Here is a 21,206-nt window from a genome sequence, read left to right as displayed (position 1 = left end):
ATTACTCACCTTTCTTTGGTGCGGCTTTTTCTGAAGGGCTTAAAAACCCTTCAAATACCACTAGCGCTGCACCGATACAAATAGCCGTGTCGGCCAGATTGAAGATCGGAAAATGCCAGTCATTAACGTAGAAATGAATAAAATCGATAACGACGCCATGTACCATACGATCAAATAAATTGCCTAAGGCACCGCCGATAATCAGCGCATAAGCACAGTTTATCAGACGTTGTTTGCCGCTGGAGCGGTACATCAGTACCGCCAGCGTCACCGATATACCGACGGCGATCAGCGCAAAGAACCAGCGCTGCCAGCCATCTTTATCCGCCAGGAAGCTAAACGCCGCCCCCGGATTTTGTGCATAGGTCATATTAAAGAAAGGGATCAGAGGGATCGACTCTCCCAACGCAAGGTGAGTCATCACCCACTGCTTGCTCCCCAAATCCAATGCCACCACCAATACCGCCAGCCACAGCCAGCGCAATCCGGTCGAACAAATCGGCTTACTCATTAGGCAAACTTACGCTCTTCGCCGTCACCGGCCACGTTAGTAACACAGCGACCACATAAATCTGCGTGTTCCGCTACCAGACCGATATCCTGCGTGTAGTGCCAGCAACGCGGGCATTTCTCGCCATCGGCTTTCTTGAAGGTGATTTTCAGGCCGCTGATGAGTTCACTTTGCTGTGCATCATCCCCTGCTGCAGCGTAATCCGCTACGTGAGCGCCGGAAGTCAGCAATACAAAACGCAGTTCATCTTGCAGGCTGTTCAGACGCGCCGCCAGTTCAGGTTCGGCAAACAGAGTCACATCCGCTTCCAGAGAGCCACCGATGCGCTTATCGCTACGAGCCTGTTCCAGAACCTTATTCACTTCGCCACGGACTTTCAGCAGTTCGTCCCAGAAGCTGTCGTTCATGCTTTCAGTGCCGGTCAGGCCAAACAGCCCCTGATACCATTCTTCAGTGAAGACATACTCTGGACGCTCGCCCGGCAGTTGGTTCCAGATCTCGTCGGCAGTAAAGGACATGATCGGCGCCATCCAGCGCACCAGCGCTTCGGCGATGTGGAACAACGCGCTTTGGCAGCTACGGCGGGCAACGCTGTCGCCTTTCGCCGTGTACTGACGGTCTTTAATGATATCCAGATAGAACGAGCCCATTTCGACCGAACAGAACTGCATCAGACGCTGGACAACCAGATGGAAATCATAATTTTCGTAAGCTTCGATGATGCCAGCCTGCGCCGCCTGCGCGCGACCTACCGCCCAGCGATCCAGTACCACCATATCTTCCGGCTGAACCATGTGCTGAACCGGATCGAAACCGTTCAGGTTAGCCAGTAGGAAGCGCGCGGTGTTACGGATACGACGATAAGAATCGGCAGAGCGCTTCAGAATTTCATCTGACACGGCGATTTCGCCGGTGTAATCCGTCGAAGCCACCCACAGACGCAGGATGTCGCCACCCAATTTGTTCATCACATCCTGTGGGCTGACGGTATTACCGATGGATTTGGACATTTTGCGTCCCTGGCCATCAACGGTGAAACCGTGAGTCAGCACCTGGCGGTAAGGCGCTTTGCCTTTGATTGCAGTTGCAATCATCAGTGATGACATAAACCAGCCGCGATGCTGGTCAGAACCTTCCAGATACATATCCGGAGCATAGCCGTTAAATTCAGGACGCACGTCAACCACTGAAGAATGGGTTGAACCTGAGTCAAACCAAACGTCCAGCGTGTCTGGTACTTTCATGTAATCGTCGGCGTCCGCACCCAGAATTTCCGCGGGATCCAGATCCCACCACGCCTGAATGCCATCCTGCTCTACACGCTTCGCCACTTCTTCCATCAGCTCAGTGCTGCGCGGATGTAGGGCTTCAGTTTCTTTGTGTACAAACAGAGACATCGGCACGCCCCAGGTGCGCTGACGGGAAATACACCAGTCAGGACGGTTGGCAACCATGGTCTCAATACGCGCTTGACCCCAATCTGGAATCCACTGCACGTCTTTGATTTCTTCCAACGACTGCTTACGCAGACCTTTCTGATCCATGCTGATGAACCATTGTGGCGTCGCGCGGAAGATAATCGGCGTTTTGTGACGCCAGCAGCACGGATAGCTGTGAGACATTTTCTCTACGTGCAGCAAAGCGCCTTTCTCACGCAGTAGCTCAACGATCATATCGTTAGCTTTGAAAACAAATACGCCGTCCAGCATTGGGTAAGTGCCGGTGAGGTAGCAGCCGTTTGGCCCTACCGGATTCGCCACTTCCAAACCGTATTTCTGACCGATTACAAAGTCGTCTGGGCCGTGGCCAGGAGCGGTATGAACCGCACCGGTACCGGCATCCAGAGTCACGTGATCGCCCAAAATTGCCGGCACGTCGAAATCCAGGAACGGATGACGGAAACGCAGCAGCTCGAGATCCGCGCCCTGGCAGTTGCCCAACACAGTCCACTCGATGATTCCGGCGCGTTTCATCACGCTTTCCACCAGATCGGCAGCCAGAATCAAATTCTCGTCGCCCACTTTCACCAGCTGATACACAAATTCTGGATTCAGTGAAATCGCGCGGTTAGCTGGCAGAGTCCACGGCGTGGTTGTCCAGATCACCAGAGAAATCGGGCCGGTAACGTCAGAAACGCCAAATTTCGCGGCAACGGTGGCTGCATCAGCGGCGTTAAAGCGCACGTCGATAGACGGAGAAGTCTTATCGTAATATTCCACTTCCGCTTCGGCCAAAGATGAACCACAGTCGGTACACCAGTGCACCGGCTTAGCACCTTTGTGCAGATGGCCGTTATCGATGATTTTACCCAGTGCGCGAATGATGTTGGCTTCAGTTTTGAAGTCCATCGTCAGGTAAGGATGATCCCAGTCACCCAACACGCCCAGACGGATAAAGTCCTTTTTCTGGCCTTCTACCTGCTCTGTCGCGTACTTACGACAGGCCGCACGGAACTCGGCCGCGGTGACTTTTTCACCCGGTTTACCAATCAGTTGCTCAACTTTCAATTCGATAGGCAGACCGTGGCAGTCCCAGCCTGGAATATAAGGCGAGTCAAAGCCGGCCATACCTTTCGATTTAATAATAATGTCTTTGAGAATTTTATTAACCGAGTGACCAATATGAATATTGCCGTTCGCGTACGGAGGGCCATCGTGCAAAATAAAGGACTTTTTACCTTTCTTGGCCGCACGAATTTTCCCGTACAAATCCTGCTCATACCAACGTTTCAGCATCTCAGGTTCGCGTTTTGCCAGATCGCCGCGCATCGGGAACCCTGTTTCCGGCAAGTTCAGGGTATTCTTGTAGTCACTCATTAGATTCTCGGTTCCGTTTTCGGCTAGAAATATTAAACCGGTGTCTTTAGCCCGAAGAAATTTCGGGCCGTCACCACATCATTGGCGATTTGCTGCTTCAAAGCATCGAGGGAAGCAAACCGCTGTTCATCACGCAATTTTGCGCGCAGCACCACATCAATGTGGCGCCCATAAAGATCCATAGTTACATCAAGCAGATGAACCTCCAGCTGCTGGCGAATGCCGGCAACGGTCGGCCGCGTGCCGATATTGGCAACGCCGGGTAACGGCTCTGGATCCAAGCCATACACTTCAACCGCGTACACTCCTTTGACCGGAGCGACTAAACGTTTTAACGGTAAATTCGCCGTAGGAAAACCAATGGTTCGCCCCAGCTCATCACCATGAACAACCCGTCCAGAAATGCTGTAAGGGTGCCCAAGCAACGTTTCTGCCAGTGACAAATCGTCATCATGCAGCGCCTGACGAATCGCCGTGCTGCTAATGCGTAAGCCACCGTCACAGAAACTGTCGGTGCTGATAACATCGAAACCGTACTCGGCACCAGCCTGCTGCAACAGTCGGAAATCCCCCTGACGCCCAGCGCCAAAGCGAAAATCATCCCCAACCGCCAGAAACTTAACGCCGAGCTTTTCTACCAGTAACTGAGCCACAAAGGTCTGGGCCATATTGGCAGCAAAACGCGGTTCAAATTTAACGCACAATAAGTAGTCAACGCCGGCCTGTGCCAAATATTTGGCTTTATCACGTAAACGCGTTAACCGGGCCGGTGCTTTTTCCGCTGCGAATAGTTCCAAAGGCTGCGGCTCAAATATCATCACCATTACCGGTAGCCCTAAGCGCTGACCTTCGCGCTTGAGTTGCTCCAGTAATGCCAGATGCCCACGATGGACACCGTCGAAATTACCGATAGTTAGCACGCAACCATGGTGGCGTGCCCGGATATTATGTATACCGCGAATTAGCTCCATAGCTGGCTCAAAACAGTGGAAATCGCCGGATTATACCTTGTACAGCGGTTAAGGTTAACCCGCGATTGGCACCTTTACTCCAATAGTCATAGCAATTTACCGATAATACGCAGTTAAAACACTTTTACGCCAGTTTATCCTGTAGAATGCGCGAGCAGTTGGATACAGACCCCCCGTTAAGACTTTTGCAAAAACCATCGCCGAAGGCTTAATAGGTGAGGCCGGTGGAATTTTCTTTCGAAAGACTGTATTCCACCGCTCGAAGCTGGTAAAATCCCGCTCCATCACAACGTAGCAAGTGCCGCCCGTACAAACGGCGCTTATTTGCACAAATCCATTGACAAACGAAGGCAAAAAGGGCATATTCCTCGGCCTTTGAATTGTCCTCAATAGAATATATTTGGGAGTTGGACCTTGGCTAATATCAAATCAGCTAAGAAACGCGCCGTACAGTCTGAGAAACGCCGCAAGCATAACGCTAGCCGTCGCTCAATGGTGCGTACCTTCATTAAGAAGGTATATGCGGCAATTGCAGCTGGCGATAAAGACGCGGCGCAAAAAGCATTTAATGAAATGCAACCAATTGTGGATCGTCAGTCCTGTAAAGGTCTGATCCACAAAAACAAAGCAGCGCGTCATAAGTCAAACCTGACAGCGCAAATCAACGCAATGCAGTAATGCATTAAGTTGACTGCTTGTAAAAAGACCGGCCTAGGCCGGTTTTTTTATATCTGCAATTTGGTCACAGATTCAAATCTTAGGTCGCCCTACCAGTTTATCCTACCCGATAATCTGATAGAGCATCCTCTTTGCTGACTACGTTCTTATCTATCAAACCGACTTTCAGCGGTTAAATCATCAACAGTCAAACTTTCGGCTATTAAATGCCCAGCGATTAAACTTTAACCACTGAGCTTTCAACTGTTAAATAATGACGTGAAATCTTTATTACACACACGCTGTACCGCAGGATGCTGAATCATTCGTTCTGCAAAGATAACGTAATATTCTTCATGCACATTATCTAAACGCCCGATTTCCACAACCTGTTCATTTGAAAAGATATCATCGGCATACATAGATGGCGCGACAAAAATTGCATTGTGATAGACCCCAAACGCCTTCATCAATGCGGCATCATCAAACTCGCCCAGAATCTCAACCTGAATTCCTTTGCTGTTTATCCAGTTCAGTAACTTGCGCCCAAGCATAGAACGGCGACCTGGGATTAACAAACGACGCTCCTGCAAACACGCAGGAAAAGGCGCTTCCGGTATTGGCTGACGGCAATAAAAACTCACGCTGCACTCGCCCAGCTTAACGGAAAACAGCCCTTCTTGTTGGCTGGAATCTACCGGACAGTCAGACAAGATCATATCCAGCTTGTGCTGACTTAACTGCTCTAACAACATTTCGTGGGTAGATTCGAAGCAGCGTAAATGTATCTGCTCGTTATCCACCACGGCGGTTTCTAATACTCGGCTAACCAATCGTTTGGATAACGCATCGGCCACGCCGACGTCAAACAGCAGGTTAGATTCTTTACGGTAATTAACGATATCCAGCATTTCATGGCTAAGCATGAACATTTTATCGGCGTAACGAAAAACCAACTGGCCTAACTCTGAAGGTACCAGCCCGCGCCCTTGGCGTTTAAATAGTTTCCCGCCCAAGCGTTCTTCCAAGGCTTTAATCTGACCAGTAATGGTCTGTGGCGTGAGAAACAATGCTTCCGCCGCTCCAACTACCGAGCCTTCCTTACACACCTGCCAAAAATAGTAGAGGTGGTTAAAATTGATATGTGACATTCGCATGCAGTGATCTCCTTAACGTATCGCCCGATAGGGTGATCAATTTCCCGAGCGATCAACTTCCTTTGTTCTGAGATCAAAACATAATGCGATCTCGGGAACCCATCAAGCAAAACTGCCGACGTTGTAAAAGAGCACTACATCGGCAGTTCGGCCTATTCCTTCTAATGATTTACGACAATTATTTTGCGGTAACGGCCGGCGTTTTGTTCGGTAAAACCAAGCGTAGCAGTGTGTATCCCACAATCGCTGCGGCTGTAGAACCCAGCAATATACCTAAGCGAGAGTAAGTGCTCAAAGCTTCGCTTCCACCTTCGAACGCCAGTGAAGCAATGAAGATAGACATAGTAAAACCGATACCGCACAGCACTGACACTGCAAAAATCTGTTTAAAATTAATGGATTCCGGCAGTTTGGCGATGCCAACCTTCACCGCGACCCAACTGAAGAGGAAAATCCCCAACGGCTTACCAATAAACAGCCCGCTGGCAATCCCCAAAGGTAGCAACGACGTCAGTCCCGCAAGCGAAACGCCTTCAAGAGATACGCCCGCGTTAGCGAAAGCAAACAGCGGTAAAATCAGATAAGCCACCCACGGATGCAGCCCGTGCTCTAAAGATTCGGAAGGTGAAGACTTATCTTTGGTATGCAACGGAATCATAAAGCCGACAATCACACCGGCCAGCGTCGCATGAACTCCGGATTTCAGAATACTCACCCACAGAATCAGGCCGACAAGTAGATAAACCGAGGTTTTCCCGACTCCGCGCCAGTTCATATAAGCCAAGAGCGCAATCGCTGCGGCTGCCGCGCCCAATGCGGCCAGAGAAACATCCTGAGTATAAAAAAATGCGATGATAATAATGACGCCCAGATCGTCAATAATCGCCAGCGCCAGTAAAAACACTTTCAAACTGGTTGGAACGCGGTTACCCAATAGCGCCATCACACCGAGCGCAAAGGCAATATCCGTTGCCGCTGGAATAGCCCACCCCTGACGGGTAACTTCATCTGCACCGTTAAATAACAGATAAATCAACGCCGGAGCCAACATCCCGCCTAATGCCGCGATAGCCGGAAATACCGCTTTATCACGGCCAGCCAAAGAACCTTCCATCAGTTCGCGCTTAACTTCCAGCCCAACGACCAAAAAGAAGATGGCCATTAAACCATCATTAATCCACAGCAATAGCGGTTTACTGATATCCAATGACGCAATTTTTACCGCGACCGGAATGTCTAAGAACGTTTGATAAATACCCTGTAGTGGGCTGTTAGCCATCAGTAAAGCAACCACCGCGGCCACGATCAAAATCATGCCCCCGGCCGCTTCTAGTCGTAAGAATTGGCGAATAATATTTGTCACAATGAATACTCCCTACATCGGACAGAGAAACCAACCAAAGAGATTGGCAAATAATTTACAAATTCTAGGCTAATTATTAACTCGAAAATAGTCGTTTTTATTGCATTAACCACTCGGATAAACCGAGCAATTAATGATTAACATCACGTTGCAGCTGCAAGTATTGGCGAAAAAAATCCCCGGTATATACCAGGGATTTAGTTTCCACTACCTAATCATAGGTTCTATGATTAACGGGTCAAATCATCAAAGAATTTTTTCACACCGTCGAGGAAGCTTTTAGAGCGTGGGCTGTTTTTCTCGCCCGCTGCACCACCGAAACTTTCTTCTAGTTCACGCAGTAACTGTTTCTGTTTCTCGCTCAAACTTACCGGCGTTTCAACGACTACACGGCACAGCAAGTCACCCTGGCTGCCCCCGCGAACTGATTTAACGCCTTTACCGCGCATACGGAATAATTTACCGGTTTGCGTTTCCGCAGGAACCTTCAGTTTAACCCGGCCATCCAGCGTCGGTACTTCAATTTCACCGCCCAGCGCTGCCATTGCAAAGTTAATTGGCACTTCGCAATACAGATTATTGCCTTCACGCTCGAAGATCGGGTGAGCTTTCACCTGAACCTGAACGTACAAATCGCCTGATGGTGCGCCGTGTTCACCAGCTTCACCTTCGCCCGCTAAACGGATACGGTCGCCGGTATCCACACCCGCCGGGATCTTAACCGAAAGGGTTTTGGATTTTTCAACGCGGCCATGACCATGACATTTGTTGCACGGATCTTTGATAATTTGGCCCCGGCCGTGGCAATGAGGACACGCCTGTTGCACGGTGAAGAAGCCTTGACGCATCTGTACCTGACCTGCACCATGGCAAGTCGGACAAGTGATCGGAGAACTGCCTGGTTTTGCTCCGCTGCCGTGGCAAACATCACACTCGTCTAACGTTGGAATGCGGATTTCTTTGGTTACACCACGAACCGCTTCTTCTAACGTCAAATCCATATTGTAACGCAGGTCGGAACCACGACTGGCGCGCTGCTGACGACGACCGCCGCCAAAAATGTCACCAAATACATCGCCAAAGATATCGCTAAAATCAGCGCCGCCGCCAAATCCGCCGCCGCCGCCCATACCGCCCTGTTCAAAAGCCGCATGGCCATATTGATCGTAAGCAGCGCGCTTTTGCGCATCGGTCAGGATTTCGTAGGCTTCTTTAACTTCTTTGAATTTACCTTCGGCGTCCTGTTCCTGATTACGATCCGGATGGAATTTCATCGCCAGGCGCTTATAGGCCTTTTTGATTTCACGCTCATCCGCCGTCTTGGGGACGCCTAAAATCTCGTAATAGTCTCTCTTCGCCATTCTGTTTTTCCTACCCTTAACATGCGTGCACGGGCGTAGAGTTTCCTCGACGCCCGTGCTGGTTTCCAGCAACAGTATCTCTTACCACTGCTGTGCCCGCTTAAGGGCTATTATTTTTTGTCTTTTACTTCTTCGAATTCGGCGTCAACAACGTCGTCTTCTTTCTTCGCGCTGGCATCGCCCGCTTCGCCGGCTGCCGCCTGCTGCTGCTGTGCCATTTCCAGCAACTTGCCAGAAACCTGGACCAGTGCCTGAGTTTTCGCTTCGATTTCCGCTTTGTCTTCGCCTTTAACCGCTGCTTCCAGCGCTTTCAGTGCATCTTCAATGGCAGTTTTGTCTTCTGCTGGCAGTTTGTCGCCAGCTTCTTCCAACTGTTTACGAGTGCCATGAATCAGGTGGTCAGCCTGGTTGCGAGTCTGAACCAGCTCTTCAAACTTACGGTCTGCTTCAGCGTTAGCTTCCGCATCGCGTACCATTTTTTGGATTTCTTCCTCGTTCAGACCTGAAGATGCCTTAATGGTGATCTTCTGCTCGCGACCGGTATTTTTGTCTTTCGCAGACACATGCAAGATACCGTCGGCATCGATATCGAAGGTAACTTCGATTTGTGCCATACCGCGAGGCGCGGCCTGAATGCCATCCAGGTTAAACTGCCCCAGAGACTTGTTGTCCTGCGCACGTTTACGCTCACCCTGCAGCACATGGATGGTTACCGCAGACTGATTGTCTTCTGCAGTAGAGAACACCTGGCTGTGCTTAGTAGGGATGGTGGTGTTTTTAGTGATAAGCGGAGTCATCACACCACCCATTGTTTCGATACCCAGAGACAATGGAGTAACGTCCAACAGCAACACATCTTTTACTTCACCAGACAGAACGCCGCCCTGAACTGCTGCACCGATAGCAACGGCTTCATCCGGGTTCACGTCTTTACGTGGTTCTTTACCGAAGAAGTCAGCAACTTTCTTCTGAACCATTGGCATACGAGTCTGACCACCGACCAGGATAACGTCCTGAATGTCAGATACAGACAGACCTGCGTCTTTCAGAGCCACTTTCAGCGGTTCCATAGAACGGTTAACCAAGTCTTCTACCAGTGACTCCAGTTTTGCACGAGTCACTTTGATGTTCATGTGTTTTGGACCACTGCCATCAGCGGTGATGTATGGCAAGTTAACATCAGTCTGTTGTGCAGAAGACAGTTCAATTTTCGCTTTTTCTGCTGCTTCTTTCAGACGTTGCATCGCCAACGGATCGGTACGCAGATCCATACCTTGGTCTTTCTTGAATTCTTCAACCAGGTAGTTGATCAGGCGGCTATCAAAGTCTTCACCACCCAGGTGGGTATCACCGTTGGTTGCCAGAACTTCGAAGGTTTTTTCGCCGTCAACTTCATCAATTTCGATGATGGAGATATCGAAAGTACCACCACCCAAGTCGTAAACCGCGATAGTACGGTTGCCAACTTCTTTATCCAGACCGTAGGCCAGTGCCGCTGCGGTTGGTTCGTTGATGATACGTTTCACTTCCAGACCCGCGATACGGCCAGCATCTTTAGTTGCCTGGCGCTGAGCATCGTTGAAGTATGCAGGTACAGTAATAACCGCTTCAGTTACTGGCTCGCCCAGATAATCTTCAGCCGTTTTCTTCATTTTTTTCAGCACTTCAGCAGAGATCTGCGGTGGTGCAATTTTCTGGCCTTTCACTTCCAGCCATGCATCGCCGTTATCAGCAGCAACGATTTTGTACGGCATGATGTCTTTATCACGCTGTGCTTCTTCGTCCTGGAAACGACGACCAATCAAACGCTTGATTGCAAACAGGGTGTTCTGTGGGTTAGTAACAGCCTGACGCTTAGCAGGTTGACCAACCAGAGTTTCACCATCTTGGGTATACGCGATGATAGAAGGCGTTGTGCGGTCGCCTTCGCTGTTTTCCAGCACGCGTGCTTTTGTACCATCCATAATTGCTACACAAGAGTTGGTAGTACCCAAGTCGATACCAATAATTTTACCCATCTAAAACGCCTCCACGAAAAAAGTCATAATCGGTCAAGTTACTAATCTATATATGGGCGGATTTCTAATTTTCAACTGCCAAATATTTACTGACAATTTTCCGCTAACCACGATTAGTCACTGCGGTTGGGAATAAGATGGGGCCATGAAAACCATCATCAAGGGGGGAGATGAAAAAAAATTACTTTTTATCGCACTCAAGATCATTGTTTCCGGTCGAACAGATCATTATGATGCCGCGCGCACTGAGGGAATAGACGACTTTTTACTCATTCAGGCGATTTATACTTATTCGGATATTTATCCATTTTTTTAGCAATCTGTTATTGCAGAGGACTTATGAACACCAACAAGTTGGCGAATCCTGGCCCGCTAGGCCTGATGGGCTTTGGGATGACCACCGTCTTGCTCAACCTGCACAACGCGGGCTTCTTCCCCCTGACTTCCGTTATCCTGAGCATGGGGATTTTTTACGGCGGTTTGGCACAAATTCTGGCTGGTCTGCTGGAATATAAAAAAGGGAATACCTTTGCCGCGACTGCATTTACTTCTTACGGCGCATTCTGGCTGAGTCTGGTCGGCTTGCTGATGCTTCCTAAAATGGGTATGGCAGAAGCCACTGACGCACAGTTCCTTGGCGTTTACCTCGGGATCTGGGGCATCTTTACCCTGTTTATGTTCTTCGGCACCTTGCCAGCCAACCGCGCGCTTCAATTCGTGTTTGCCAGCCTGACACTGCTGTTTGCCCTGTTGGCTATCGGTAACTTTACCGGTAATCACTCGCTGCTGGTGTTCGCTGGTTTTGAAGGCATCATCTGCGGTGCCAGCGCGATTTATCTGGCAATGGCTGAAGTATTGAACGAACAATATGGTCGCACAGTGTTACCGATTGGCGAACCACGCTAGACTTTGCCTAAGCAACCGATAGTTTAATTACAGTTTGCTTGAAAATTCATATCCCAAAAACTCTGAATGTTTATATTCGGAGTTTTTTTATTTTTACTTTTTTATATTTAAATCTAAATTACATAAATCTCAAATTAGCACTGCTAAATAATAAAATAGAGAAATAAAAATAGATAAAGCAAAGAAAATACGCATCATATAGTATTGAAACCCTGTCGATGATATGAAACATAAAAATCAATAACATCAAAGGGAGAGCCTATGCGTATAGTTACAAGACTATTAGCAAGCATCATATTAATAATATCGCAACCATCCTATTCAGACGAAACAAAAGTCTGTTTTTATGAACTCGACAAATTTGAAGGGGAATCATTTTGCTCCGCAGAAAGGGAATCAGGCTCTATTTATAATGATGGCTTTGATAATGAGATAGCATCAATTTCTATCCCACCAGGTATGGTGCTCACCCTTTATAGTGGCATTAATTTCTCTGGTACAAAAACAAGAGTGAAACATGATATTAATCTACCTGAGTTAATAGCATTAGAATTATATAATAAAATAGGCTCATATCAGGTAGAACCTGCAATCTGTTTTTATACAGAGGATGATTTTCAAGGTGAAAGTACTTGTTTAGCATCACATCAGAAAATAGATTTATATAGCGATCCAGAAATCATTATTGAATCTGGACAAAAAGAATTACCTATTCCTAATGATAGAATAAAATCCATCAGCATTCCGCCTGGTATGCTCGCAACTGTATATAAGAATGATAATTACAATCCTCCTTTTTTCGGGTTAACAGAGAGCGTCAATGACAGCGATTTACAAGCGCTGGAAATGAGCAATGTCATCACTAGCATTAAAGCATCAGAAAAAGAAGGTATTAATTGTGATCAACGATGTGTTGTTATAAATAACTATAAAATAAACATCACTAAAGCATTTGGTCAATACTGGACTGATGAACGCTTACAAAACAAACAGGTTCTACTAGAGTTTGATAGTAAAGGTACGAATGGAGGCGATAAGTATAGCATCAAAATTTCTGGTGGCCCGAATATTAGCATAAGTAACAGGGGCGTTATGTTTTCTGATCGAAAAATGAAAAATAAGTTTTATTTTGATCACTACAACAATATCGATAACTTAGCTTTTATTATACAAATAAAAAAAGACACAATACAACTTCAATACATGCAAATGTTGGAGAGTAATCTAGTAGATATTTCTCCCATTATTTCTTTTGGTTGGGATAATGATGCTTCATCATTTACAGATACAGATACAGATACAGATACAGAAATAATCATAACCAACCACAATAAAGATAATCCTTTAGTTCTCGCAAAATCTATACTCACCGCAGATACAGGCGATAAGTATTTGGAAAAAAGAGATGTGGCACAAACCAGTAAAATACTATGCGCCTTTACTCCTTTTTTAAATATCTATAACTATCTAATGCAAGATACATGTCAACAATTGGATGGTATTGTATTCCGTGCAGATAAATATTTTAGCAGTAATACACAAGGTAAAACTTTACATATTGCTGGAAGCAGTAGTCCACTGAAGAAAAAGCCGTCAAGAACACCAGCGTTACAAATACAAGAAATTTTTGATCATTATATGACATTAACTTATATCGACACCAATCAACATGGTCAGGCACTGAGTCTTCCTGCTGTAGCAAAAGCCTGTAGAGTGTCTCTTTACTCTCTACTTAATTCTCGTCAAACACGTCAAATAAGACCTCACTGTATTGAATGGACGCTGGATATTATGACTGACTTCACCTTATTATTCGGTCATAGTCCCGAAACTTGGAATGCCGCATTTTTTGGCAGAATCCTAGATTCCATCATCCGGACAGGAAATATAGGTGTTACAGTAGAAAATAAAGAGACAGGGAATCGATTAGTTCAGTCTATAAAAGAAAAAATAGCTGAGAAAAACACAGAAAATACGCTTGATCATATTAAAACAGCATTTGACTATGCTCAACTCAATTACTTAAATTATAGTTTCTCTTCTTCTTCTGATGAGTCGCCCTCTCAGATAGAGCTATTACCCTTAGGTATTTACGAGCTATTACTAGAGACATTTGTCTATAGAGATACGCCTCCAATAATAATTTCGCAGGGTGAGCCCGTTGTGCAAAATGATACTGAATTCGAAATAGAGATAATCCCAACGCTAACACCGGAAGAAGAAGAAAAGCTTTCAGATAGTGAAGTTAAGAATGCTCGAGCCATGCGTAAAAAGCTGAGTGAAACTATCGCGCAATGGGGGATGCAGTACCAAGGAACGCATATCGAACAAGATATCAAAGGTTCCAGTGCGGATTCCAGTGCAGATTCCAACGCGGATTTCGGCGCGGATTCCGGCGCAAATGAAAATAACAGCGCCCTCAGTAGACTCCTCCATGCTGGGCATATCGTTACAGGTATTATCCATCGTAGATTAAGGCTTCAACGCCCCGGTGAAATCTATGTGGTAGTCAAACTACAGGGAAAAATTATCGCGGTTGTTCTTGCCGACCGTTTTAACAGCAAAGATGAAGTTGAACTGGTTGCATCAGCAACACTACCAGATTATGTCCTATTTCCCGATCGCGACGGTACAGTCAGAGGAGCGGGGACCGCAGCGGTTAGAGCGCTGGCAAGATATTTACAACAACAAGGCGCTAGAACATTATTTTCTGAAGTTATTTCGCAACCCTCAGCTCGTGTTAAGCAAAAAGTTGGTTTTAATTTCAAGCACGAATTTTAAATTATACGAGTTAAAAATAGCCCATGATGTATGGGCTATTTATTTAGAATAATCATCTAATTGGCGGTTATCTACTCAGCCAGAACCCTCTTTGACAACTGTACATTCAGATCACTATTAATATCATTACGTAAATATATCCCCAACAGGAACCCGACCACTGATAACAGCAACATATAATAGGCAGGTGCCATAGGCGTAACTTTCATCAATAACGTGACCAAAATAGGTGTCAACCCGCCAAAAATGGCGTATGCCACATTGTAGGAAAATGAAATTCCAGTAAACCGGATTTCTGCCGGAAAAGCCCGGACCATCACATAAGGTACCGCACCGACAATCCCCACGCTAAATCCAGCAAAGGTATAATGAGTGAACAGCTTGACAGGATCGGTTAAATCAGCCTGATAAAACGACCAAGTCGCTACCGCCAGTAACACGCTGCCGACGATAAAGGTTTTACTCGCGCCAAAGCGATCAATGGCCAGCCCAGAGAGTATGCAGCCGCAGACCAGCGCCACAATCGCCACGCTATTCGCCTGCATCGCCAGCGCCGACATCACGCCGTACTGTTTTTCCAGATAGGTTGGCGTCAACAGGATAACCACCACGATTCCAGCGGACAGCACCCAGGTCAGCAGCATCGAAACCACGATTTCTTTTTTATGGTTAACCACGACCGATTTCAAGGGCAAACCCTCTGCCAGCGCTTTCTGCGCCTGCATCTCTTTAAAGATCGGCGTTTCCTGTAACCAGCGGCGAAGATACATAGCGAACAGGCCGAAAATACCGCCGAGGAAGAATGGAATACGCCAGCCGCCGTTCATCATTGCCTCGGTGCTTATGGTGGTTTTCATCCCCGCAGCCACCAGAGAGCCTAGCAGAATGCCCGCCGTCAACCCGGCGGTTAAGGTGCCGCAGGCAAAACCAACGCGTTTACGCGGTACATGCTCGGCCACAAATACCCAGGCGCCCGGAACTTCTCCACCGATAGCCGCGCCTTGCAATACGCGCATCAGCAGCAGTAACAACGGTGCGGCAATACCGATAGTGGCATAAGTTGGTAGCAGACCAATGGCCAGCGTCGGCAAAGCCATTAACAGAATACTCAGGCTAAACATCTTCTTACGACCAACCAAATCGCCGAAGTGCGCCATGATAATGCCGCCCAATGGTCGCGCCAGATAACCGGCGGCGAAAATACCAAAGGTCTGCACCTGACGTAGCCACTCAGGCATATCGGGAGGGAAGAAGAGTTCACCGATAATCGCGGCAAAAAATACGTAGATAATGAAGTCATAAAACTCTAAAGCTCCGCCCAAAGCGGCTAACGTCAGAGTTTTATAATCTTGCCGATTCAATCGGCGATTGTGCTGTTGATCCATAAGACACCGTGATAAGCCAGAGTATTGAGTTAAAAATATTACAACTCTTTGTAAAGTAAAAATTACTATACCGTACAAAAATCCTCACATGCTTAGAATGGTATCTTATGTCAGAAACTATATGAATTTAGATTTTTGTATCACGTAAGGCACTTTTAGGACGGAATGCTGCTACCACCTGACTGTTGGTTTCAATGTACGGGCCATCCAACAATTGAATGCAATATGGGACACTGGCAAAAATCCCATGAACCAACACGTTGCCTTCCGCGTCTTTTACTCCTTCCAGCGTTTCTTTTATCGCCTTAGGCTGGCCGGGCAAATTCAGTATCAGCGCCTGTTTGCGAATCACGCCAACCTGGCGGGATAAAATCGCTGTGGGAACAAAGTGTAGACTGATTTGGCGCATTTGCTCGCCGAAACCGGGCATTTGACGATCGGCGATGGCCAGAGTCGCATCCGGCGTCACATCGCGACGCGCCGGGCCCGTTCCGCCGGTGGTCAACACCAAATGGCAGCCCATTTCATCCACCAGCTCACACAGGGTTTGCTCTATCAGCGTTTGCTCATCGGGGATTAAACGGGTTTCGAGGGTAAATTCACTCGTTAAGGCACTTTTTAACCAGTCTTCCAACGCTGGCAGGCCTTTATCCTGATAAATCCCATTGGATGCCCGATCGGAAATGGACACTAAACCTACACGCAATGTATGCATACAACGACCTCAATGAAAAAATCTTTCTCTGTGGGCGGGATGATACTACGCGACGCTATTACCTCAACCCTCTCAACTCACAGAATCAAGTATAGTTTTGTTCCGTCACAGAGCAGAAATAGGCGAGCTTCAGACGTAAAAAAGGCGGCTTACGCCACCTTTTTCGTTCAATGTTGCCTGCCGGTATAAAATTACAGCAGATCGGCAATCATCTTCTCAAGTTTGCCCTGATCGACAGCAAACTTGCGGATACCGTCAGTCAGTTTCTCAACGGCCATTGGGTCTTGGTTGTGTTCCCAGTAGAACTCAGCCTCAGTCAGCGGCGCTGGCGCAGCGGCAATGTTGCCGGTGTAAGACAGTTTACGCTCCAGTGGGCCTTCGCTTTCCGCCAACTCTTTCAGCAGAGTTGGAGCGATGGTCAGACGGTCACAGCCAGCCAGTTCGATGATTTCACCAATATTACGGAAGCTTGCGCCCATCACCACGGTTTTGTAGCCGTGTTTTTTGTAATACTGGTAGATTTCTTTAACGGAAATCACGCCCGGATCTTCGTTTGGTGCGAACTCTTTCTTGTCGCCGTTCGCTTTGTACCAGTCCAGAATACGACCAACAAACGGAGAAATCAGATATACGCCCGCTTCAGCACAAGCACGCGCCTGAGCGAAGGAGAACAGCAGAGTCAGGTTACAGTTGATGCCTTCTTTCTCTAACTGCTCGGCGGCGCGGATGCCCTGCCAGGTAGAAGCCAGCTTGATCAGGATACGGTCTTTGCTGATGCCCGCATCACCGTACATTTTAATCAGGCGTTTGGCTTTTGCTACGCTGGCAACGGTGTCGTAAGACAGACGCGCATCAACTTCGGTAGAAATACGGCCTGGGATCAGCTTCAGAATTTCCAGACCGATGTTAACGGCCAGCTTGTCACCCGCATCGATGACTTGCTGCGCTTTATCACTGCTTTGCTCGCGAGCCCAGGCGATAGCGTCGTCAATCAATTTACGGTATTCAGGAATTTGAGCCGCGTTTAGGATCAGAGAGGGGTTAGTCGTGGCATCTTGCGGCTGATACAGTTTCATCGCCGCAATGTCCCCGGTGTCAGCTACAACGGTAGTCAATTGACGTAGGGAAGTAAGTTTATCGGTCATGTTGTCGTTTCTCATCGTTTGTGCATGAACTTTTGGCATTCTGCAACCCAGCCTTTTCTTGATAATAACACGCAGAAGCCCCGGTGCAAGGCAGTTCAACTGTTTAAAAAAACACCGGTCGCGCCGACTTCTCCGAGCAACCGTTTTCGCCTGCGAAAAGGCGTTGAACCCCGTGGATTAATAACAACTTGGTTCATTATCATGATGCTGAGACGATTTAGCCATGCGATGCTTCCTATCTTAGCAATTGACCATTCTTCGTTTGGTTACCGCTCGCTTTTTGCTACAGTGTGCCAATCTGGATAAACAGGATGTCGTCATGCTTATTATTATCTCTCCGGCTAAAACTCTCGATTTTCAAAGCCCATTGGCTACCCAAACCTACACTCAGCCCGAGTTGTTGGATCAGTCTCAGGCTCTGATTGAGATTTGCCGTGAACTGACTCCGCCCCAGATTGCCAGCCTGATGAAAATCAGCGATAAATTGGCTGGATTAAATGCCGCCCGTTTTAGCGAATGGCAGCCGAAATTCACGCCGGCAAATGCCCGTCAGGCGATTCTAGCGTTTAAAGGCGATGTTTACACCGGTATGCAGGCGCAGGATTTCAGCGAAGAAGATTTTGCCTTTGCTCAGAAGCACTTGCGTATGCTTTCCGGGTTATACGGCCTGTTGCGTCCGTTGGATCTTATGCAGCCATACCGTCTGGAAATGGGCACCAAACTGGCTAACTCACAGGGTAAGGACTTATACGCCTTTTGGGGGAATACCCTGACCGAGAAACTGAATCAGGCGATGGAACAGCAAGGCGATAACGTACTGATTAACCTGGCTTCGGATGAATACTTTAAAGCAATAAAGCCGGCTAAACTGAACGGTACGCTCATCAAACCGGTATTCCTGGATGAGAAAAACGGTAAATACAAAATTATCAGTTTCTACGCCAAAAAAGCCCGCGGGTTGATGAGCCGCTTTATCATTCAGAACCGGTTGAGTAAAACCGAGCAATTGGTGGATTTCAATCTGGAAGGCTATCAGTTCGATTCGGGACTCTCGGCGAAAAACGAGCTGGTCTTTAAACGACCCGAGCAGCACTAAGCTGATTGATGTACTATTTATATATAAAAGTCATATAGAAAAGGGCCAATCGGCCCTTTCCTGCTTTAGTTAGTTCGCTGTATTTTGCAAAACGCGCTAGCTTATTTCGGTAATGCCATCAGGAACGCGCGCAGTTGATCGTAATCTGCCGGTAAATCACGAGATAACAATGGCATTGATGCTCTGACAGCCAACTCTTTCGGCAACGGTAATTCCTGCGCCAGAATCGCTTCTACGCTCTCTTTAAACTTCGCCGGATGCGCTGTCCCGAGGAACAGGCCGAACTCGCCGTCTTGCAGCTGATCGCGCAACGCGCGGTAAGCAATGGCGGCGTGAGGTTCAGAGATATAGCCCATTTCAGCCAGTTCCCGCATGGTTTCTTTGGTCACTTCATCGCTAATGGCTGCATGACCCAGTTCTTTCAACTGCCAAATCTTACGGCGGAACAGCTCTTCTACTCGCGGCCAGTTATTCGGCTGGCTGACGTCCATCGCGTTGGATAAAGTTGCTACGGTAGCCTTAGGCTGCCACTGACCGTTAACCAGGAAGCGCGGTACAGTGTCATTAGCGTTAGTCGCGGCGATAAAGCGTTTCACCGGCAACCCCAAAGACTTCGCCAGCAGACCTGCGGTCAAATCGCCGAAGTTACCGCTCGGTACCGAAATCACCAATTGGTTACGCGCTTCCTGCGGCAGCTGCGCCACGGCCTCGAAGTAGTAACAGATTTGAGCCAGCAAGCGGCTGATATTAATTGAGTTAGCAGAGTTAAGGTGCAGTTCTTGTTTTAACTCTTCGTCATCAAAGGACTGTTTTACCAGCGCCTGACAGGCATCGAAATCACCCTCGATAGCAACGGTATGAATGTTGCCACCCAAGGTGCAGAACAGTTTTTCCTGCAACGGGCTAATTTTACCGCGCGGGTACAGAATCACCACTCGCACGTTTTTCAAACCGTAGAATGCATGAGCTACCGCTGCACCGGTGTCGCCAGACGTGGCGGTCAAAATGGTAACGGGCTGCTCACCGGCTACTTCTGCCAGCATCTGCGCCATAAAGCGCGCGCCGAAGTCTTTGAATGCCAAAGTTGGGCCGTGGAAAAGCTCCAGAATCGAGACATCGTTTTCGACCGGAGCCACTGGCGCCGGGAATTCAAAAGCGGCTTTAACGCGTTTGGTCAGGGTTTCAGGAGCTATTTCGTCGCCGATAAAAGCGGATAAAATGCGGCTGCTGCGAGTCACAAAATCCTGATCTAGCAAGTTATCAATTTCGGTCAGTTCAAACTCTGGCAATTCCAGCGGAAAAAACAGCCCCTGATTCTTACCCAAGCCTTGCTTGATGGCCTGCGCAAAGCTGACCTGCTCATTATGATCTTTAAGGTTGTAGAGTTTCATGCGTTATCCCAATAGTCGTGCGCCTGCGGTATCCAGACGGCAAATATGAACAAAACCTTCGTCGTTTTGCAGGTAGTTTTTTTGCAGCCAATCCGCCATGCGTTGCGCGGTGGCGCTTTCGTTGCACACCGCAAACAGGGTTGGGCCGGAACCGGAAATTCCGCAGGCCAGTGCACCAATATCCTGTGCGGCCTGACGCGCTGCGGCAAAGCCCGGCAGCAGTTGCGTACGATAAGGTTCCGCAATGACATCTTTCATCAGTTTAGCGGCTAACAGAGGCTGCTGCGTGTGGCTGGCGTGGATAAAACCGGCCAGATTACGCCCGTGGCTGATGCAATCCTGCCGACGATATTGTGCAGGCAAAATCGCCCGCGCTTCAGCGGTAGAAACTTTAATTCCCGGATAAGCCATCACCCACAGCCAATCGTCAAAGCCGGGCACCGACTGACTAATGCAATCCGCTTGCTCCAAAATCAGCTGTAGCCCCCCCAGATAGCAAGGCGCTACGTTATCGAAATGCACGCTGCCGGACACCCGCCCTTCCAGCTCGCCCATCAGACCAAGCAGAGTGACCTTATCCAGTGGCTGGCCGCAAAATTCGTTCATCGCCATTAAACCGGCGACGACCGAACAGGCGCTGGAGCCCAAGCCGGAACCTATCGGCATATTTTTTTCCAACCGCATTGAGACCGGGATCTCCTTGCCTATTTCCTGACAAAAACGCTGCCAGCACTGATAAACGATATTCTCTTTTGGATCGACAGGCAGCTTACTGACGAAGCGCCCTTCATTCTGCAAACTGAAACTGTCTGCTGCCGTTACGCTAACGCAATCGCCGAGCAAGGAGCCATCCACGGGTGAAACCGCCGCACCCAGCACGTCAAAACCGACGCTAACATTGCCAATCGATGCCGGAGCATAGACCTTAACCAT

At 48.1% G+C, this 21,206-nt stretch carries 17 protein-coding genes; 5 read left to right on the top strand and 12 right to left on the bottom strand.

Going from position 1 to position 21,206, the window contains the following annotated elements:
* Position 1 precedes the first annotated feature (1 nt).
* Genes lspA through ribF form a run of 3 tightly spaced genes read right to left on the bottom strand, consistent with a single transcriptional unit; the run spans position 2 to position 4,298 of the window.
* Positions 2 to 511, bottom strand: coding sequence for a signal peptidase II (lspA, locus tag DBA33_RS00425; protein ID WP_064516345.1), 510 nt, complete (start codon positions 509 to 511; stop codon positions 2 to 4).
* A complete protein-coding gene (gene ileS, locus DBA33_RS00420; protein ID WP_064516343.1) occupies positions 511 to 3,327 on the bottom strand; it encodes an isoleucine--tRNA ligase in 2,817 nt (938 codons plus the stop codon). Before ileS ends, lspA begins: the two co-directional genes overlap by 1 nt.
* A 32-nt stretch (positions 3,328 to 3,359) precedes the next feature.
* Entirely contained in the window at positions 3,360 to 4,298 is a 939-nt protein-coding gene (ribF, locus tag DBA33_RS00415; protein WP_064516341.1) for a bifunctional riboflavin kinase/FAD synthetase, read from the bottom strand.
* Positions 4,299 to 4,712: 414 nt separating this feature from the next.
* On the opposite strand from ribF, the gene rpsT reads away from it, so the two are divergent.
* Positions 4,713 to 4,976 carry a 30S ribosomal protein S20 gene (gene rpsT / locus DBA33_RS00400; protein ID WP_049598935.1) on the top strand — a complete coding sequence of 88 codons (264 nt, stop codon included), beginning with the start codon at positions 4,713 to 4,715 and terminating at the stop codon, positions 4,974 to 4,976.
* A 239-nt stretch (positions 4,977 to 5,215) separates the two neighbouring features.
* Here rpsT and nhaR read toward each other — a convergent pair whose 3' ends face one another.
* The 4 genes from nhaR to dnaK all read right to left on the bottom strand — a co-directional run bounded on the left by nhaR (position 5,216) and on the right by dnaK (position 10,854).
* Positions 5,216 to 6,112 carry a transcriptional activator NhaR gene (gene nhaR / locus DBA33_RS00395; protein WP_049598937.1) on the bottom strand — a complete coding sequence of 299 codons (897 nt, stop codon included), beginning with the start codon at positions 6,110 to 6,112 and terminating at the stop codon, positions 5,216 to 5,218.
* 178 nt (positions 6,113 to 6,290) lie between these two features.
* Entirely contained in the window at positions 6,291 to 7,475 is a 1,185-nt protein-coding gene (gene nhaA / locus DBA33_RS00390) for a Na+/H+ antiporter NhaA (protein WP_064516339.1), read from the bottom strand.
* Between the two features lie 230 nt (positions 7,476 to 7,705).
* Complete coding sequence (gene dnaJ, locus DBA33_RS00385) at positions 7,706 to 8,836, bottom strand: molecular chaperone DnaJ (RefSeq protein WP_064516337.1); 1,131 nt, start codon at positions 8,834 to 8,836, stop codon at positions 7,706 to 7,708.
* Positions 8,837 to 8,946: 110 nt separating this feature from the next.
* Positions 8,947 to 10,854, bottom strand: a complete 1,908-nt coding sequence (gene dnaK / locus DBA33_RS00380; RefSeq protein ID WP_120805192.1) for a molecular chaperone DnaK — start codon at positions 10,852 to 10,854, stop codon at positions 8,947 to 8,949.
* 145 nt (positions 10,855 to 10,999) lie between these two features.
* Here dnaK and DBA33_RS20580 point away from each other — a divergent pair, with 145 nt between their 5' ends.
* The 3 genes from DBA33_RS20580 to DBA33_RS00370 all read left to right on the top strand — a co-directional run bounded on the left by DBA33_RS20580 (position 11,000) and on the right by DBA33_RS00370 (position 14,541).
* Positions 11,000 to 11,170 carry a hypothetical protein gene (locus DBA33_RS20580; protein WP_158513766.1) on the top strand — a complete coding sequence of 57 codons (171 nt, stop codon included), beginning with the start codon at positions 11,000 to 11,002 and terminating at the stop codon, positions 11,168 to 11,170.
* A gap of 23 nt (positions 11,171 to 11,193) precedes the next feature.
* Entirely contained in the window at positions 11,194 to 11,760 is a 567-nt protein-coding gene (gene satP, locus DBA33_RS00375) for an acetate uptake transporter (RefSeq protein ID WP_004721110.1), read from the top strand.
* Between the two features lie 261 nt (positions 11,761 to 12,021).
* The gene (locus DBA33_RS00370; protein WP_120805190.1) at positions 12,022 to 14,541 is read left to right on the top strand and encodes a GNAT family N-acetyltransferase; all 2,520 of its coding nucleotides are present in this window, start codon (positions 12,022 to 12,024) and stop codon (positions 14,539 to 14,541) included.
* 71 nt (positions 14,542 to 14,612) lie between these two features.
* Here the strand turns inward: DBA33_RS00370 and DBA33_RS00365 are convergent, their stop codons facing one another.
* From DBA33_RS00365 to tal, 3 genes are all read right to left on the bottom strand, one after another.
* On the bottom strand, positions 14,613 to 15,926 hold the full coding sequence (locus tag DBA33_RS00365) for an MFS transporter (RefSeq protein ID WP_064516331.1): 1,314 nt from the start codon (positions 15,924 to 15,926) through the stop codon (positions 14,613 to 14,615).
* Positions 15,927 to 16,053: 127 nt separating this feature from the next.
* Positions 16,054 to 16,641 carry a molybdopterin adenylyltransferase gene (mog, locus tag DBA33_RS00360; protein ID WP_064516329.1) on the bottom strand — a complete coding sequence of 196 codons (588 nt, stop codon included), beginning with the start codon at positions 16,639 to 16,641 and terminating at the stop codon, positions 16,054 to 16,056.
* 191 nt (positions 16,642 to 16,832) lie between these two features.
* Positions 16,833 to 17,786: a transaldolase gene (gene tal, locus DBA33_RS00355; protein WP_064516327.1), complete on the bottom strand. Its 954-nt coding sequence runs from the start codon at positions 17,784 to 17,786 to the stop codon at positions 16,833 to 16,835.
* A gap of 319 nt (positions 17,787 to 18,105) precedes the next feature.
* Between tal and yaaA the strand changes: the two genes are divergently transcribed.
* A complete protein-coding gene (gene yaaA, locus DBA33_RS00350; protein ID WP_064516325.1) occupies positions 18,106 to 18,882 on the top strand; it encodes a peroxide stress protein YaaA in 777 nt (258 codons plus the stop codon).
* Between the two features lie 101 nt (positions 18,883 to 18,983).
* On the opposite strand, the gene thrC is transcribed toward yaaA, so the two are convergent.
* Together thrC and thrB are read right to left on the bottom strand one after the other, a co-directional pair.
* Positions 18,984 to 20,273: a threonine synthase gene (gene thrC, locus DBA33_RS00345; RefSeq protein WP_064516323.1), complete on the bottom strand. Its 1,290-nt coding sequence runs from the start codon at positions 20,271 to 20,273 to the stop codon at positions 18,984 to 18,986.
* A 3-nt stretch (positions 20,274 to 20,276) separates the two neighbouring features.
* Positions 20,277 to 21,206 carry a homoserine kinase gene (thrB, locus tag DBA33_RS00340; protein ID WP_120805188.1) on the bottom strand — a complete coding sequence of 310 codons (930 nt, stop codon included), beginning with the start codon at positions 21,204 to 21,206 and terminating at the stop codon, positions 20,277 to 20,279.

Source organism: Yersinia sp. IP36721, assembly GCF_003634395.1.
In the GTDB taxonomy this organism is placed as follows: Bacteria; Pseudomonadota; Gammaproteobacteria; order Enterobacterales; family Enterobacteriaceae; genus Yersinia; species Yersinia entomophaga.
The sequence above is the reverse complement of the archived record's forward strand: the minus strand, read 5'-3'. Positions and strand labels throughout refer to the sequence as shown.

Bases quoted from the DNA above. Each gene is read 5' to 3' on its own strand.
- thrB (WP_120805188.1), bottom strand. From the start codon at position 21,206: ATGGTTAAGGTCTATGCTCCGGCATCGATTGGCAATGTTAGCGTCGGT.
- ileS (WP_064516343.1), bottom strand. From the start codon at position 3,327: ATGAGTGACTACAAGAATACCCTGAACTTGCCGGAAACAGGGTTCCCG.
- mog (WP_064516329.1), bottom strand. From the start codon at position 16,641: ATGCATACATTGCGTGTAGGTTTAGTGTCCATTTCCGATCGGGCATCC.
- tal (WP_064516327.1), bottom strand. From the start codon at position 17,786: ATGACCGATAAACTTACTTCCCTACGTCAATTGACTACCGTTGTAGCT.
- thrC (WP_064516323.1), bottom strand. From the start codon at position 20,273: ATGAAACTCTACAACCTTAAAGATCATAATGAGCAGGTCAGCTTTGCG.
- nhaR (WP_049598937.1), bottom strand. From the start codon at position 6,112: ATGCGAATGTCACATATCAATTTTAACCACCTCTACTATTTTTGGCAG.
- lspA (WP_064516345.1), bottom strand. From the start codon at position 511: ATGAGTAAGCCGATTTGTTCGACCGGATTGCGCTGGCTGTGGCTGGCG.
- satP (WP_004721110.1), top strand. From the start codon at position 11,194: ATGAACACCAACAAGTTGGCGAATCCTGGCCCGCTAGGCCTGATGGGC.
- DBA33_RS00365 (WP_064516331.1), bottom strand. From the start codon at position 15,926: ATGGATCAACAGCACAATCGCCGATTGAATCGGCAAGATTATAAAACT.
- DBA33_RS00370 (WP_120805190.1), top strand. From the start codon at position 12,022: ATGCGTATAGTTACAAGACTATTAGCAAGCATCATATTAATAATATCG.
- DBA33_RS20580 (WP_158513766.1), top strand. From the start codon at position 11,000: ATGAAAACCATCATCAAGGGGGGAGATGAAAAAAAATTACTTTTTATC.
- ribF (WP_064516341.1), bottom strand. From the start codon at position 4,298: ATGGAGCTAATTCGCGGTATACATAATATCCGGGCACGCCACCATGGT.
- yaaA (WP_064516325.1), top strand. From the start codon at position 18,106: ATGCTTATTATTATCTCTCCGGCTAAAACTCTCGATTTTCAAAGCCCA.
- dnaK (WP_120805192.1), bottom strand. From the start codon at position 10,854: ATGGGTAAAATTATTGGTATCGACTTGGGTACTACCAACTCTTGTGTA.
- dnaJ (WP_064516337.1), bottom strand. From the start codon at position 8,836: ATGGCGAAGAGAGACTATTACGAGATTTTAGGCGTCCCCAAGACGGCG.